Annotated in this window: 16 protein-coding genes; 9 read left to right on the top strand and 7 right to left on the bottom strand. The window is 35.7% G+C overall.

Features of this window, described 5'->3' with window-relative positions; all coding sequences use genetic code 11:
* Positions 1–32: 32 nt before the first annotated feature.
* A complete protein-coding gene (locus AMD00_RS20400) occupies positions 33–761 on the bottom strand; it encodes a tryptophan-rich sensory protein (protein ID WP_053418838.1) in 729 nt (242 codons plus the stop codon).
* Between the two features lie 242 nt (positions 762–1003).
* Between AMD00_RS20400 and AMD00_RS20395 the strand changes: the two genes are divergently transcribed.
* The 3 genes from AMD00_RS20395 to AMD00_RS20385 all read left to right on the top strand — a co-directional run bounded on the left by AMD00_RS20395 (position 1004) and on the right by AMD00_RS20385 (position 4159).
* Entirely contained in the window at positions 1004–1753 is a 750-nt protein-coding gene (locus AMD00_RS20395) for a polyphosphate kinase 2 family protein (RefSeq protein WP_083446326.1), read from the top strand.
* A 63-nt stretch (positions 1754–1816) separates the two neighbouring features.
* On the top strand, positions 1817–3607 hold the full coding sequence (locus AMD00_RS20390) for a M3 family oligoendopeptidase (protein ID WP_053418836.1): 1791 nt from the start codon (positions 1817–1819) through the stop codon (positions 3605–3607).
* A 6-nt stretch (positions 3608–3613) separates the two neighbouring features.
* Positions 3614–4159: a GNAT family N-acetyltransferase gene (locus AMD00_RS20385; protein WP_053418835.1), complete on the top strand. Its 546-nt coding sequence runs from the start codon at positions 3614–3616 to the stop codon at positions 4157–4159.
* A 162-nt stretch (positions 4160–4321) separates the two neighbouring features.
* On the opposite strand, the gene AMD00_RS20380 is transcribed toward AMD00_RS20385, so the two are convergent.
* The 4 genes from AMD00_RS20380 to AMD00_RS20370 all read right to left on the bottom strand — a co-directional run bounded on the left by AMD00_RS20380 (position 4322) and on the right by AMD00_RS20370 (position 7763).
* Complete coding sequence (locus AMD00_RS20380) at positions 4322–4882, bottom strand: beta-class carbonic anhydrase (protein ID WP_053418834.1); 561 nt, start codon at positions 4880–4882, stop codon at positions 4322–4324.
* Between the two features lie 72 nt (positions 4883–4954).
* A complete protein-coding gene (mreBH, locus tag AMD00_RS20375; RefSeq protein ID WP_053418833.1) occupies positions 4955–5962 on the bottom strand; it encodes a rod-share determining protein MreBH in 1008 nt (335 codons plus the stop codon).
* 240 nt (positions 5963–6202) lie between these two features.
* Positions 6203–6337: a hypothetical protein gene (locus AMD00_RS24195; RefSeq protein WP_281173097.1), complete on the bottom strand. Its 135-nt coding sequence runs from the start codon at positions 6335–6337 to the stop codon at positions 6203–6205.
* A gap of 193 nt (positions 6338–6530) precedes the next feature.
* Positions 6531–7763, bottom strand: a complete 1233-nt coding sequence (locus AMD00_RS20370; protein WP_053418832.1) for an aminopeptidase — start codon at positions 7761–7763, stop codon at positions 6531–6533.
* A gap of 181 nt (positions 7764–7944) precedes the next feature.
* Between AMD00_RS20370 and motA the strand changes: the two genes are divergently transcribed.
* The 4 genes from motA to AMD00_RS20350 all read left to right on the top strand — a co-directional run bounded on the left by motA (position 7945) and on the right by AMD00_RS20350 (position 11620).
* Positions 7945–8748 carry a flagellar motor stator protein MotA gene (gene motA, locus AMD00_RS20365; protein WP_053418831.1) on the top strand — a complete coding sequence of 268 codons (804 nt, stop codon included), beginning with the start codon at positions 7945–7947 and terminating at the stop codon, positions 8746–8748.
* A complete protein-coding gene (gene motB / locus AMD00_RS20360) occupies positions 8732–9517 on the top strand; it encodes a flagellar motor protein MotB (protein ID WP_053418830.1) in 786 nt (261 codons plus the stop codon). The genes motA and motB overlap by 17 nt, the downstream gene beginning before the upstream one ends.
* Positions 9518–9616: 99 nt before the next feature.
* Complete coding sequence (locus AMD00_RS20355) at positions 9617–10708, top strand: carbohydrate kinase (protein WP_053418829.1); 1092 nt, start codon at positions 9617–9619, stop codon at positions 10706–10708.
* Positions 10709–10711: 3 nt separating this feature from the next.
* Complete coding sequence (locus tag AMD00_RS20350; protein WP_053418828.1) at positions 10712–11620, top strand: pseudouridine-5'-phosphate glycosidase; 909 nt, start codon at positions 10712–10714, stop codon at positions 11618–11620.
* Positions 11621–11675: 55 nt separating this feature from the next.
* Here AMD00_RS20350 and AMD00_RS20345 read toward each other — a convergent pair whose 3' ends face one another.
* Positions 11676–11900, bottom strand: a complete 225-nt coding sequence (locus tag AMD00_RS20345) for a DUF1128 domain-containing protein (RefSeq protein ID WP_038178574.1) — start codon at positions 11898–11900, stop codon at positions 11676–11678.
* 71 nt (positions 11901–11971) lie between these two features.
* Complete coding sequence (locus tag AMD00_RS20340; RefSeq protein ID WP_053418827.1) at positions 11972–13354, bottom strand: alanine/glycine:cation symporter family protein; 1383 nt, start codon at positions 13352–13354, stop codon at positions 11972–11974.
* Positions 13355–13567: 213 nt separating this feature from the next.
* Here AMD00_RS20340 and AMD00_RS20335 point away from each other — a divergent pair, with 213 nt between their 5' ends.
* Complete coding sequence (locus tag AMD00_RS20335) at positions 13568–13918, top strand: YtxH domain-containing protein (protein ID WP_053418826.1); 351 nt, start codon at positions 13568–13570, stop codon at positions 13916–13918.
* Between the two features lie 23 nt (positions 13919–13941).
* On the top strand, positions 13942–14883 hold the full coding sequence (locus AMD00_RS20330; RefSeq protein ID WP_053418825.1) for a YihY/virulence factor BrkB family protein: 942 nt from the start codon (positions 13942–13944) through the stop codon (positions 14881–14883).
* The last annotated feature ends 15 nt before the right edge of the window (positions 14884–14898 follow it).

Genomic DNA, 14898 nt, shown 5'->3' with positions numbered 1-14898 from the left:
TATCCGCCAAGGGAGGCTTTTTTTTTCAATTGTTATTTAGCAGGCTTTTGTTTTTTTATAAACAAGATTCCTGCCAATAATACACCACTTAGAAAAAGTGCTGCTGTTGTTACTAATAATTCCTCAAAGCCATTTTTTATCGCAATTCCTATATAAGCCCAAATGAAGACGATAGGAAAATAAATATCATAATGATGGAAACGAATATGAAGTGCAATAGCCGTACCTAGGGTAAGCATAATAACAGCCCACAAAGGATTACTTAAACCTAATCCATTCCAATGATTAGATGTTAAAACGAAAGAGATATTTGTTATTGTTGCTACGCAAATCCAAGCAAAGTAAATGGAAATGGGTATGCGTTTTGACCACTTTTGTTCATCATTACTATATGAGAAATATAGAAGTGCTAAACAAGTTAACAATAGTAGCATTACGACAATAGTCAGTTGGAAGTAATTAAAATGCCATAGGAAAATCCACAAAATATTAAGTAGTGAACTGGCTGTAAATAACAGTGTTTGTTCAATAGAAATTGAGTTCTTAATCTGATGATTGTTCCAATGTTTATAAATCCAGTAAGCTAAAATTATGTATATAAAGCCCCAAATAGTAAAAACATATCGTGCTGGAGTGAAAAGAACCGTATAACTGTCGGAGATTTCGCCAGTAGTTTGACCATTTAGTGGAAGAATATTAGCAGTTAAGTTCACGGTTACCATTGCAATATAAGCGATGGTAATAATAATTAATCTCCCCAATAAAATCTCCTCCTTCATGTTGAGAATAGTATAAAAATCTGAATTTTGTTGCACTCTGAAGTAGAAAAGTATCTAGGTATCCATTGCGTAAATATACAAACAATCTCTTCGAATTTTAAAGTGTATGTTTAAATTATACATTCGATTAGTTAGAACAACAAATATCATTTCAGAACAATTTACTGTAAAATAATAGTATAAAAGTAAAAGGAGTGGTTAAAGTGAGTAAACGCATTGAAGATATGAAATTAGACAAACATCTAAACGATAAACCTTCCTACAAAAAGGAACTAAAAAAATTACAATTAGAACTATTAAATATTCAACAGTTCTTGTTCAATCATAATATCGGGCTTGTATTAGCATTTGAAGGAATGGACGCAGCTGGTAAAGGTGGAGCCATAAAACGTTTAACACAACGACTGGATCCTCGAGGATACATCGTACATCCAATTGCCGCACCACAACCCTTCGAGCTGAAATACCACTATCTACATCGCTTTTGGACGCGCTTACCTTACAAAGGGCAAATCGGCATTTTCGATCGTTCATGGTATGGACGAGTACTAGTAGAACGTATAGAAGGCTTTGCTGAACAAGAAGAATGGCAACGTGCCTACGAAGAAATTAACCAATTTGAAAAACTACTTACAGATGATAACTATATCGTAGCAAAATTCTGGATTCAAGTGTCAAAAGAAGAACAATTAAATCGATTTAAAGAACGACAAGAAGATCCTTATAAAAAATGGAAATTAACAGATGAAGATTGGCGAAATCGTGACAAGTGGCCACTCTATGTAGAAGCAGCAAATGAAATGTTCAAGAAGACAGATAAACCTCATGCACCATGGATTTTAATCTCTGGTGATGATAAAAAGTACGCACGAATTCAAGTGTTAAAACAAGTAATTGCACATGTTACAAGAGAATGTGAACTAAGAGGATTACAAATTACTGATCCTTCTGAAACTATTAGCAAAGAAGTCTAACTATTTCGGGTCCGGAAGTATTATACTGAATATGTAAGATAATTTGGTAATGGAGGCTTGAATATGACAAATGTAAAATTTCCAGAAGTATGGGATTTAGAGAGCGTATTTGCAGGAGGTAGTAATTCAGAAGAATTAAGAATCCAATTAGACAAAATCCAAGTTGAATTAGAAGAACTACAAAATGCAGTTTCAAGTATTGTAGCAGAAGATTCGAAATCCATTTTAAATGTTCTAGAATTAATGAAAGAAGTATATATTAATATGGGGCAAACCGGTTCATTTGTATCGTGTTTACAAGCACAAGATATGACTGATAAAAAAGCATCTTTACTACGTAGTGAGATTTCATCATTAGCTGCGAATTTCGCTCCAATTAAATTGCAATTTCAACAAGTACTAAGTGGCATAGAAGAAGGAAAATGGGCAGAACTACTTGCAACTGAGGAGTTATCACAATTTAAATTCACTTTAAATGAATGGCGCGATGAAACTAAGTTAAAACTTTCTGAGCAGGAAGAGAATATTATTTCCGCTTTAAAGGTAGATGGTTATAGTGCTTGGGGAGAAATGTATGATCTATTGATTAGCGATATTAAAATCCCTTTTACAATTGATGGTGAGGAAAAAGAGCTTTCTGTAGGTCAAGCAAATAACTTAAGTTCACATCCAGATGCTACAGTGCGTCAAGCGGCTTATGAAGCTCTTGAAAAAACATGGACTGAAAAAGAGGAATTCTTTGCAAAAACGTTGAATCATATAGCAGGGTTCCGGTTAGCTACATACAAAAAAAGAGGTTGGGATTCGGTATTACAAGAGCCGCTTCAAACTAACCGTATGCAACCTGAAACAATTGATGCAATGTGGGGTGCAATTATAGATCATAAAGCACCTTTCGCAGAATATTTAAAGCGTAAAGCAGAGCTATTAAACACAAGTACAATGGATTGGTTCAATTTAGATGCTCCAATTACTGCATCAACTGAAACGATTTCTTATCAAGAAGGTGCAGCATTTGTTATCGAAAATTTCGGAAGATTTGGCAAGAAGCTAGAAGCCTTTGCTACAAATGCAATTGAAAACGGTTGGGTTGAAGCTGAAAACCGCCCAAATAAACGTCCGGGTGGATTTTGTACCGGACTACCATTAACGAAGGAATCACGTATTTTCATGACTTATAGTGGTACTATGTCTAATGTTGCAACATTAGCGCATGAACTAGGTCATGCATTCCATTCGTATGCATTACGCCCTATTCATACTTTGAATACTGGCTATGCAATGGGTGTGGCAGAAACAGCTTCTACATTTGCTGAAATGATTGTTGCAGATGCAGCTGTTCAAGAAGCAAAATCAGAAGATGAAAAAATAGCATTACTTGAGGATAAAATTCAGCGTAGTGTAGCATTCTTCATGAATATTCATGCTCGTTTCTTATTTGAAACACGTTTTTATGAAGAACGTGAGTCAGGAATTGTACCGGCTCATCGATTGAATGAAATAATGGAAGAGGCACAGAGGGAAGCATATGCAGGTGCGCTAAATGTTGCTCATCCACATTTCTGGGCTTCAAAATTGCATTTCTATATGACAAGTGTGCCGTTTTATAATTTCCCATATACATTTGGCTATTTATTCTCATTAAGTATTTATGCTAAAGCAAAAGAAGAAGGTAGTAGTTTTGAAGATAAATATATCGCTTTATTACAAGATACAGCTGTTATGTCAGTAGAAGATTTAGCGATGAAACATTTAGGTGAGGATATTACAGAAAAGGCATTCTGGGAAAAGGGAATTCGTATATGTGAACAGGATGTTGAACAGTTTTTAGAATTAACCACTCAAAAAGGGTGATCTAACATGGTATTTCTTGAAGGGAATCGCTGCTATTTACGAACATTAGAAGAAGCCGATGTTTCGGCATTCACAAATCTAGTAAAGCGTAATAAGCGTTATTGGTCGATTTATGAGCCATTACATGAGGATGAGTTTTACACAGAACACACTCAAAGAAAGAAAATTATTGAGTCTATTCAACGTATGAGACTCAACCGTGAGTATAGTTTTGCAATATTTGCAATGGGAACGTCGGATCTTGTAGGACATATATCGATTTATTCTATCAAGAGATTACCATTTGCAAGTGCTTTTGTAGGTTATTCAGTAGATAAGCGTTATATTGGTCAAGGAATTGCATCTGAGGCGCTAGAGCTAGTAATTAAATTCGGCTTTGAAGATTTGTCACTACATCGAATAGAAGCTTATGTATCGCCTAATAACATTGGCTCTGTCCGCGTTCTAGAGAAAGCGGGATTCCTACGTGAAGGATTATTAAGAAAACTATTGTACATTAATGGAAACTGGGAAGATCATTATTTGTATTCTTATATAGATGATGATTTTTGAAAGGGCAAGGCTGTCTGGCGGAGATGGAAAAGTACTGTCAGAGGGATGCTGTACGGAATGAAATAATTAGCGAATCATTTCCTGGGAAATGCGTCGATTTCTGTTTGAAAAAGAAGAAGCGAGGGTCACTTAAAAGGTGGCCCTCGCTTTTTGTCTTATCTATTATTTTGAACCGTCTTCAACTACATCAAGACGACCTGTACTTGGGTCAATTACTAAACCGTGAACGGGAATAGAGTCGATAACTAGCGGATGACTTCGAATCATTTCAACACTATTTCGAACGTTTTCGGTTACATCATCAAAGCCTCTTAACCATTCATATAAGTTTGCACCTGAGTAATTTAGAAGGTCAATGGTATCTTGTGAAACACCACGATCAACCATTTTAGCTAACATTTTGTCAGGGTTAACTGCGCTCATACCACAATCGTAGTGCCCAATAACAAAAATTTCATCTGCTTGTAACTCATAAATTGCAACAAGTAGACTACGCATAATACCACCAAATGGATGATTTAATGTTGCACCCGCACTTTTAACGATTTTGACATCGCCATTACGTAAATTCATCGCTTTTGGTAATAGTTCTACAAGGCGAGTATCCATGCACGTTAATATAACAAAATGCTTATCTGGAAATTTACTGGTAATAAAAGGCTCGTATTGCTTTTCTTCTACAAAAGTTTCATTGAATGTAAGAATCTCATTAATAATGGACATTAAACCGTTCCCCTTTCCTTACATACTTATTTTAGAATAACTATTCAGAAAAGAGAATAAGTTTTAACGAATTTATGAATTCAATTTTTGTAAAAGGTTCATTGTATCTAGAGATCTTCCAGTACCAATTGCAACAGATTCTAATGGTGATGGAGCTAGAATAACAGGAACAAGTAGTTCATCTGAAAGCCATTCAGGCATACCTTTTAAAAGAGAACCGCCACCAGTTAATACAACGCCACGGTCTACAATATCTCCAGATAACTCTGGTGGGCAGCTTTCTAATGTTCTACGGATAACCTCTAAGATTGAAAGAAGAGATTCTTTAAGACAACTTTGAATTTCTTCTGAATTTATAGTGATCGTTTTTGGTAAGCCAGTAACGATATCTCTACCGCGTACTTCCATGAACTCTTTGTCATGTTGGATTAAAGCATAACCAATTTCTTTCTTAATATTCTCAGCAGTACGTTCACCGATTAGCACACTATATTCCTTACGTGCAAAATGAATGATCTCATCATTCATTCGGTCGCCACCTAGTTTCATAGTGTTTGAAGTAACAACACCACCAAATGAAATGATTCCAACCTCTGTTGTTCCTCCACCGATATCAACGATGACACTTGCGATAGGTTCACTAACGGGAAGATCAGCACCAATTGCAGCAGCAACCGGTTCCTCGATTAAGAAGACTTCTTTAGCACCACATTGTTTTACAGCATCTTTTATAGCTAAGCGCTCAACTGAAGTAGCTCCAGAGGGAGTGCAGACAATTACACTCGGTTTACGGATTGAGCCACCTATAATTTTCCCGACCTTTTGCATAATGACTTTAATCATTTCGGTAGTCATATCAAAGTCGGCAATGACACCATCACGAAGGGGACGGATTGCTTGAATATTTGCGGGCGTTTTACCGATCATATTCTTCGCTTCAGTACCGATTGCGATGACTTCATTTGTAGTTGTATTTACGGCAATAACTGATGGTTCGTTTAATAAAATTCCTTTGTTTTTTGTATATACTAACGTATTGGCTGTGCCAAGATCGATTCCAATTGCAGTTGTTGAAAACATTGTATACTTCCTCCCTTATAACATTGCCTCATAAGTATAGAGGAAAAACGATAAAACACATATGTTACATTTTGGAAGTTGTAAATCGTATTAAGGAAATATGTGAAATTAGTATTTTTTGATAATCATTTTTTGGTAAAAATATAGGTAATTAGATTTATTATGTCACAAGTTTGTTACAAAATTGTGAGGAAAATATAAAAAAACAGTTACTTATTAGTAACTGTTTTGGATTAAAAGTTAGTTTTTTGGTTTTGGATCAACAAGAGTTGCCGTTGAAGAATCTAATCCTACTAGTAAATAGTGAATAAGGATTCCACAAGTGATTAGGATAAGTGCTGAAAATCCTAATACTGTTACTATAAATGTACCCATGATAAAACTCCTCTCTACCATTATTAAAGATTCATTAACTACCAGTATACATGATATTTTGCTTCAACATAAGTCTAATTTATGGATTACCATTTACCTTCTACCATATATGTACGTAAGTTGTACAATTTAGTGGGATTTAGGTTGTAAAATTAAAGATATATTGTTTTTTAATAGACTACTAGTTTGAATATTAAAATGCCCAGCTTCCTTGGCGGAATATTGGTTCTACGTTGTTATCTTCAGTAATACCGTCTATATCCATCTTGTCAGAACCAATCATAAAATCTACATGTGTTAGACTTTGGTTTAAGCCGTTCTCGGCAATATCTTCACGGGACATGGTTTTACCACCTTCTATGTTGAATGCGTAAGCACTACCAATAGCTAAATGGTTGGAAGCATTTTCGTCAAACAGTGTGTTATAGAATAATAGACCCGATTGCGAAATAGGTGAATTGTGTGGAACTAAAGCAACCTCACCTAAATAATGTGAACCTTCGTCAGTAGCTACAAGTTGTTTAAGTACTTCCTCACCTTGCTCAGCAGATACGTCCACGATTCGACCATTTTCAAAGGTGATTTTAAATTGATCAATAATATTGCCACCATAGCTTAATGGTTTAGTACTAGAAACAAAACCGTTGACGCCGGTTTTAAAAGGTGCAGTAAAGACTTCTTCTGTAGGCATGTTAGCCATAAACTCTTTACCTTTCACATTGACACTTCCGCCACCACACCATAAATGGTTTTTAGGAAGCTCGATTGTAAGGTCTGTTCCAGGTGCACGGTAATGCAATTTATGGTATTTTTTTTCGTTTAAATAGGATACTTTATCGTGTAGTGATTCATCAAGTGTTTTCCAGGCTTGGATTGGATCTGCTACATCGACTCTTACAGCTTTGAAAATTGCGTTCCAAAGTTGCTCAACTTGTTGGTCTTGAGGTAGTTCAGGGAAAACTTTGGCAGCCCAATCTTTAGAAGATGCTGCAATAACATTCCAACTAATTTTATCAGATTGTGCATATTCTCTATATTTACTCAAGGCTTTACCTGTAGCTTTTTGGAATGCAGAGATACGGCTAGATTCAATCCCCGCTAGTAAATCTGGACTTTGGGAAACAATGCTTATGAAAGCAGCACCTTGTTCTGCTAACCAATTGCGTTCTTCCGTTTTCCAATGTGGGTAAAAGTCAAAAGAGTCTGCGGGAGCTAACTCATAACGTAAACGGTTAATTTGATCATCTGCGAAATCAACAAATACTTGTTTAGCGCCAGCTTCATAAGCTTTTTTAGTAATTAAGCGGACTAACTCTACATTATCAGTAGAAGTGCTGATGTAAAGAAATTGATTGGGTTGGATGTTGACACCTATTTTAACAGCAAGTTCAGCATAACGATCTAATTTCTCATTGAATGAAATCATGACGACATTCCTCCTTAATTTAAGTCAATTGTAACAATTTTTGAAAGATTATAAAAGAAAAAGTGGAGGACCATAATTTTGACCTTTTCACGAAATATCTTCTATTGTTTACAATAGATTATTAAAATAATGAAATATAAACCGAAATAAAAAAAAGAATGACGATTTTGGGGGTACTAAAATGGATTTATCATCGATTATTGGTTTAATAATAGCTTTTGTTTCGCTATTAGCAGGAATGTATTTTAAAGGTGTTACTCCTGATGCATTACTGAATCCAGCAGCGATACTTATTATCATCTTCGGTACGATCGCAGCGATTACGATCGCATTTCCTAAGAGTGAACTAAAACGTATACCTAAGCTGTTTGGTCTTATCTTCAAGGAGCAAAAGTTAGTAAGTGATGTAGAGATTATTAAAATGTTTTCGCAATGGGCAGATTTAGCTCGTCGTGAAGGGCTACTTGCACTTGAAAGTAAAGTATCGGAAATTGATGATCCATTTTTGAAAAATGGATTGACTTTGGCTATTGATGGACAAAATGCAGATTATATCCGCGACGTCTTAAATGAAGAAGTGGAAGCGATGGAAGATCGCCATGCAAGTGGAGCTTTGATTTTCTCACAAGCAGGTACATATGCCCCAACTTTAGGGGTACTTGGTGCAGTAATTGGTCTTATCGCAGCACTAAGAGATTTAAACGATATTGAAAAATTGGGACATGCTATTTCAGCAGCGTTCGTAGCAACACTTCTAGGTATCTTCACAGGATATGTATTATGGCATCCATTTGCAAATAAGTTAAAACGTAAATCTAGCCAAGAAATTCGTCAAAAAACAATGATGATTGAAGGTATTTTATCGGTTCTAGAAGGTGAAGCTCCTCGCGTAATCGAACAGAAATTGGCATCTTATTTAACCAAAGAAGATCGCGCTCAAATAATGGACGAAAGCGGGGCGAGTGGCCTTGGCAAAGAGATCTAAAAGAAGAAAAAAGCATGAAGAACATACAGATGAATCTTGGCTAATTCCATATGCCGATATCCTAACATTATTATTAGCGCTCTTTATTGTCTTATTTGCTTCTAGTACTGTCGATGTACAAAAAATGCAACAACTTTCTACAGTTTTTAGCTCTATTTTCGATTCAGGTGAGGGCGTATTTGAGCAGCCCTCACCAGTTGAACCACAAAAACCAGAAAGTGCTGAAAAAGATAGCGACTCAGCATATTTAGAAGATCAAGAAGCCTTATCACAGATAAAAGGGAATGTAGATGAATTTATTGCTGTGAATGAGCTTGAAAAGCAATTCGCAACAAAGCTGACAGATGAAGGGTTACTCGTAACAATTCGTGATAGTATTCTCTTTGATCCAGGTAAAGCTAATGTAAAAGATGAATATCAAAATATTGCGAAAGAATTATCCAAGTTACTTGTATTCGATCCACCACGTCATGTAATTATTACAGGTTATACAGATGATGTACCAATGAACAATGCAGAATTTGCTTCGAATTGGGAGCTAAGTGTTATGCGTGCAGTTAATTTCTTGAAATTAGTTGTAGATGAAAATGTTAAACTTGATCCAGCATTTTTTAGTGCAAAAGGATATGGAGAAAATGAACCTGTTGCATCTAATAAGACAGATGAAGGTCGTTCGAAAAATAGACGTGTAGAAGTACTTATTCAGCCTTTAGTGAAAAAAGAAGATACAAATACAAACGAAAAAGAAACATCAGCAAAATCAGAATAAGAAAAAACGATATGTATTTTACATATCGTTTTTTTTTTTTTTTTTTACATTTTAAAAACAAAAGTTTATAATCTAAACAAAAGTAATAAGGGTGATGACATGAATGAAAAAGAGTTAATGATCCTAAAGCTTATTCGCCAAAACCCTTTTTTGTCCCAACAAGAAATGGCCGAAGAGTTAAATATGTCTAGACCCGCTTTAGCGAATATTATCTCAGGGTTAACACGTCAAGGTAAAATTGTCGGGAGGGCGTATATATTGCCGGAAGAAAATGAAGTAATTTGTATCGGTGGAGCTAATATGGACCGTAAGTTTCATATTAAAGGTAAAGCTCAGTTGGGAACCTCTAATCCAGCTGCCGTTACACAAAGTATCGGTGGTGTAACTCGAAACATTGCTGAAAATTTAGGGCGCCTAGGACACCATGTTTCACTTTTAACAGGTGCAGGCAAGGATTCAGATTGGAATGCTATTAAAGAAGCTTCAGCAAGCTATATGAATGTTTCAAACGTAGAACAATTCCAAAACGCTTCAACGGGCTCTTATACGGCAGTTTTAGATGAGCAAGGTGAAATGCTTTTAGCTGTAGCGAATATGGATGTATATGATCTATTAGTGCCAGAGTTGCTGATGAAGCACGAGGCAGCAATGTCAAATGCAGCATGTATCGTTATGGATTTAAATTGTCCTAAAGAAACAATTGAGAGTATCAAAGAACTTGCATTGGTGAGACAAATTCCATTTGTATTAATTCCAGTATCGTCACCTAAGATGGATCGTATGCCAAAAGATTTAAATGGTGTAACATGGTTTATCTGTAATCGCGATGAAGCAGAAACGTATTTGGATAGTGCGATCACTTCAGAGGAAGACTGGAAGAAAGCAGTACAAGCTTTATTGGAAAAAGGCGCAGAAAATGTTGTTATTACAGCAGGTAGTAAAGGCGTCTATGCAGCATCTAAAGATTTGCCTGTGAAGAGCTATGCTGCAATTCAAATTGATCATGTTGAAGATGTAACTGGTGCGGGAGATGCTTTTGTAGGAGCATTGCTACATAGCTGGATTCTACAAGAACCTTTCGCTGAAAATATTCAAAATGGTTTGATGAATGCAGCAAAAACTTTACAAAGTGCATTTACAGTAAGACCAGAGTTATCTGCAAATAAACTAAAAAATGAGCTGGAGGAATAATTCATGAAACAATACTTATCATTCTCAGAAGAAGTAAAAGCTGCACAAGAAAAAGGGCTACCAATCGTAGCGTTAGAATCTACAATCATTTCACACGGTATGCCATACCCACAAAACGTTATTACTGCACGTGAAGTAGAACAAATCATCCGCGATAACGGTGCAGTACCAGCAACAATTGCTATTTTAGATGGTAAAATCAAAATCGGTCTTTCTGATGAAGAGTTAGAAGTACTAGGTAACTCACCAGACGTAGCAAAAACATCTCGTCGTGACCTTGCTTATTTATTAGCAACAAAACAAAAAGGTGCTACAACGGTAGCTGCAACAATGATCTGTGCAGAATTAGCTGGCATTGAAATGTTCGTAACTGGTGGTATTGGTGGTGTTCACCGTGGCGCTGAAACAACAATGGATATTTCAGCTGACTTAGAAGAACTTTCACAAACAAATGTAGCAGTAGTATGTGCGGGTGCAAAATCTATTCTAGATATCGGATTAACTTTAGAGTACCTTGAAACAAAAGGTGTTCCAGTAATCGGTTATGAAACAGACTTAGTACCTGCATTCTACACACGTGAAAGTGATTTCGCTGTAAACTTCCGTGCAGATAATCCTGAAACAGTAGCAGAAACTTTACGCGCAAAATGGGATCTTGGACTTAAGGGTGGAGCAATAATTGCTAATCCAATCCCAGAAGCAGATGCAATGGATCATGATTTCATCACGAACATCATTGAAACAGCATTGCAAGAAGCTAAAGAAAATGGTATTAGTGGTAAAAAAGTAACTCCATTCCTATTAGGTAAAGTAAAAGAATTAACAGAAGGCAAGAGCTTAGTAGCTAATATCGCATTAGTAAAACATAATGCTGTAGTAGGTTCTAAAATTGCTGTAGCTTTAAATAAATAATTAGATGAAAAAAGCTAGGAACAAGGCCGTTATATTATGGCTGTTCCTAGCTTTTTTATGATTTTCGAAGTGAGCCTAACTCACTTACGATTGCTTGCATTTCACTTGGGCTAAATGCATCGCGTTTCATAACCATTTCATAAAGATAGACAAGGTCTTCGTATTGCTCGGTATCAAAATGCTCTGGTTTCATTGCATCAGCATTAACCATACGAAGTTTATCTTTGATCATATCAATCATATAGATGACATTCTCAGTAGAGGGTTCAGTTAAATTCATTGGATTCCCTACCTTTCGTTACATACATAGTATCATTTCATGCAATGAATTGAATGTCAATTACAAATTGATTAGGCTTTTGCAGATTGCTCAGCTTTGTTATTTAATTTTTCTTCTTTCTCTTCTTTTAGCTTTGCTTTAATACGTTTCGTTTCAAAAACAACTATCCCTGATAAGCCAATAAGACCTATTAAGTTTGGAATGGCCATTAAACCATTTGCAACATCGGAGAATGTCCAAACGATATCAAGTGGAATAGTCGCACCGATAAATACGAAACCTACAAAAATAATGCGGTAAATTAAAAGAGCAAACGGATTTTTAAATAAATATTGGAAGCATTTCTCTCCATAGTATGCCCATCCTAAAATAGTTGAAGAAGCAAAGAAAATTAATCCGATTGCTACAACAATTGGTCCCCAACTACCTAAGAAGTGACCAAACGCTTGAGTTGTAACTGCATTAGCTTCTAATTTGGGGTTTGTATAAACACCCGACATAACAATTGTTAAGCCAGTAATTGAACAGATTAAGAATGTATCAAAGAAAACCTGTGTCATTGAAATAAGTGCTTGTCGACCAGGTAAATCTGTTTTTGCAGCCGCAGCAGCAATTGGAGCAGAACCTAGACCCGCTTCATTGGAGAATACTCCTCGAGCAACACCGTAGCGAATTGCCGCACCAATTGCACCACCTGCAGCAGCTTCCCCAGAGAATGCCATTTTAATAATTGTCATAAATGCTTCAGGTACTGCCGTAATATTCATAATAATAATGATTAAACCAGAAGCTAAATAGAAAATAGCCATAACTGGAACAAAAACTGCAGTTACTTTACCGATAGATTGAATTCCACCTAGAATTACAAGACCTACAAAAATAGTTAAAATAATACCAGTAATCCATGGATCAATTTTAAAAGTAGAATTTACAACTCCAGCAACTGAGTTAGATTGTGTACCATTACCGATACCAAATGAAGCTAACACTCCAAATAATGCGAATAATACAGCTAGCCATTTCTGTTTAAGACCATGTTCAAGATAGTACATCGGTCCTCCAGCCATTTGTCCCTTCGAATCTTTTACGCGGAAGCGAACTGCTAAAATAGCTTCGCTATATTTTGTTGCCATACCAAAGAATGCAGAGAACCACATCCAAAATATAGCACCAGGTCCACCGAGAATAACTGCTGTTGCTACACCAACGATATTCCCGGTACCAACTGTAGCAGCTAGTGCTGTTGTTAAAGCTTGAAATTGTGAGATATCGCCTTCAGCATCTGTAGCGTGTTTTTTAGAAAATACAAGTCTAAGAGCTGTAGGTAATAGTCTAAGTTGTAATACGCCCACTCGAATAGTGAGATAAATACCAGAACCGACGATTAAGACAATTAATGGGATTCCCCATAGAACGCCTGATATTGATCCTAAAATTTCATTTAACTTATCCATTTAATAATTCCCCCTTATCCACTTCTTTATTTGTAAATTATTCCTCCTTTTTCTATTAATTTCCCCATCACATACTATTATTCTTAATTTTCTGTCTATAAGTCAAGAAATATTTTTTAAAGAGATTACATTGTATAGCCATCACTTTAGTTTTATTGTTAAAGTAGAAGGGCATACTATTTCAAAAGGATTAAATGCAAGGAGGAATTTTTAATGTCGAATAAGTTATTTGTAGGAATCACAATTGGTGCAATTGCTGGAGCAGCAATTAGTATGTTGGATCGCAGTACTCGTGAGAGCACATGTAAAAAAGCTAAAAGCATTTCAAATGATGTTAAGTACTATGCAAAAAATCGTGATGAATTTGTTGAAAAAGTACAAAATAAAGTTGAAAAGTATCAAACTTTATATGATTCATTTTCAACAGAAAAAGATTATTTAATGGAAAAAGTTGATGAGATTCGAACATATACACCACAAGTGAAAAATCTAATAGAGGATACTAAAAATGCGTTTGTATCTCCAAAAGAAAAAGAGGAAGATCCTAACATAATTCATCTTTGATCTGAACAAAGGGGGAGAGATCAATGAGTAGAAACAATCGTGATGATTCAAGGTCTTCAACTGTATTTAATAAAGTAAAGATGATGCAAATAGAGAAAAAGGATAAGGATGAAAAGGTTAATGATATAACGACATCAAAAGGCTTTTTGATGGAGTTTATACAGCGTATAAAAAATGCAGATATTACGGGATTTAGTGCGCAGTTAGCGTATTTCTTCCTATTATCTTTTTTTCCATTACTCATTTTCTTAGTGACATTACTGCCGTTTTTAAATATTGATCCAGATCAAATTTACTTGTTTTTGAATGCCATTTTACCTGATCAAGTGTACTCATTGATAAATGGGACAATTAGTGAAGTTTTAGAAAATAGGAACGGTGGATTATTGTCGATAGGTATTATCGGTACGATTTGGTCAGCATCTAAAGGTGTAGATGCGTTGATCAAATCGATAAACCGTTCTTATGATAAAGACGAAACAAGGCCATTCATCATAGTGAGATTTGTGTCGGTTATTTTCACGTTTTTATTAGTAGGATTGATTATTGTGGCATTGCTACTATCAGTCTTTGGTAAGCAAATTGGTGTTATACTATTCTCTTACTTTGGGTTAGAGGTGGATTTCCTAAAGATTTGGAATAGTATTCGTTCGATCATACCACCGCTATTGATTTTCACAGTATTAACAACGATGTATTGGATTGTACCTAATATAAAGTTGTATTTACGCAGTGTATTACTCGGTTCGGCTGTTGCGACGTTCGCATGGATAGTATTATCTTATGGATTTTCTTACTATATTAGTAATTTTGCGAATTACTCTGCAACGTATGGTAGTATCGGGGGAATTATCATATTAATGTTATGGTTATATTTCACAGGCATGATTTTAATGGCCAGTGGACAAATTAATGCCATTATGCAGAAGAGACTAGAAATATTGGGAGTACGAAAAAAAGAGTGACCTTAAATGGTCACT

Source organism: Viridibacillus arvi, from assembly GCF_001274945.1.
Classification (GTDB): domain Bacteria; phylum Bacillota; class Bacilli; order Bacillales_A; family Planococcaceae; genus Viridibacillus; species Viridibacillus arvi.
The sequence above is the reverse complement of the archived record's forward strand: the minus strand, read 5'-3'. Positions and strand labels throughout refer to the sequence as shown.

Excerpts from the sequence above, each read along its gene's own strand:
- AMD00_RS20395 (WP_083446326.1), top strand. The coding sequence starts at position 1,004 with ATGAAATTAGACAAACATCTAAACGATAAACCTTCCTACAAAAAGGAA.
- AMD00_RS20390 (WP_053418836.1), top strand. The coding sequence starts at position 1,817 with ATGACAAATGTAAAATTTCCAGAAGTATGGGATTTAGAGAGCGTATTT.
- AMD00_RS20385 (WP_053418835.1), top strand. The coding sequence starts at position 3,614 with ATGGTATTTCTTGAAGGGAATCGCTGCTATTTACGAACATTAGAAGAA.
- AMD00_RS20380 (WP_053418834.1), bottom strand. The coding sequence starts at position 4,882 with ATGTCCATTATTAATGAGATTCTTACATTCAATGAAACTTTTGTAGAA.
- mreBH (WP_053418833.1), bottom strand. The coding sequence starts at position 5,962 with ATGTTTTCAACAACTGCAATTGGAATCGATCTTGGCACAGCCAATACG.
- AMD00_RS24195 (WP_281173097.1), bottom strand. The coding sequence starts at position 6,337 with ATGGGTACATTTATAGTAACAGTATTAGGATTTTCAGCACTTATCCTA.
- AMD00_RS20370 (WP_053418832.1), bottom strand. The coding sequence starts at position 7,763 with ATGATTTCATTCAATGAGAAATTAGATCGTTATGCTGAACTTGCTGTT.
- motA (WP_053418831.1), top strand. The coding sequence starts at position 7,945 with ATGGATTTATCATCGATTATTGGTTTAATAATAGCTTTTGTTTCGCTA.
- AMD00_RS20355 (WP_053418829.1), top strand. The coding sequence starts at position 9,617 with ATGAATGAAAAAGAGTTAATGATCCTAAAGCTTATTCGCCAAAACCCT.
- AMD00_RS20350 (WP_053418828.1), top strand. The coding sequence starts at position 10,712 with ATGAAACAATACTTATCATTCTCAGAAGAAGTAAAAGCTGCACAAGAA.
- AMD00_RS20345 (WP_038178574.1), bottom strand. The coding sequence starts at position 11,900 with ATGAATTTAACTGAACCCTCTACTGAGAATGTCATCTATATGATTGAT.
- AMD00_RS20340 (WP_053418827.1), bottom strand. The coding sequence starts at position 13,354 with ATGGATAAGTTAAATGAAATTTTAGGATCAATATCAGGCGTTCTATGG.
- AMD00_RS20335 (WP_053418826.1), top strand. The coding sequence starts at position 13,568 with ATGTCGAATAAGTTATTTGTAGGAATCACAATTGGTGCAATTGCTGGA.
- AMD00_RS20330 (WP_053418825.1), top strand. The coding sequence starts at position 13,942 with ATGAGTAGAAACAATCGTGATGATTCAAGGTCTTCAACTGTATTTAAT.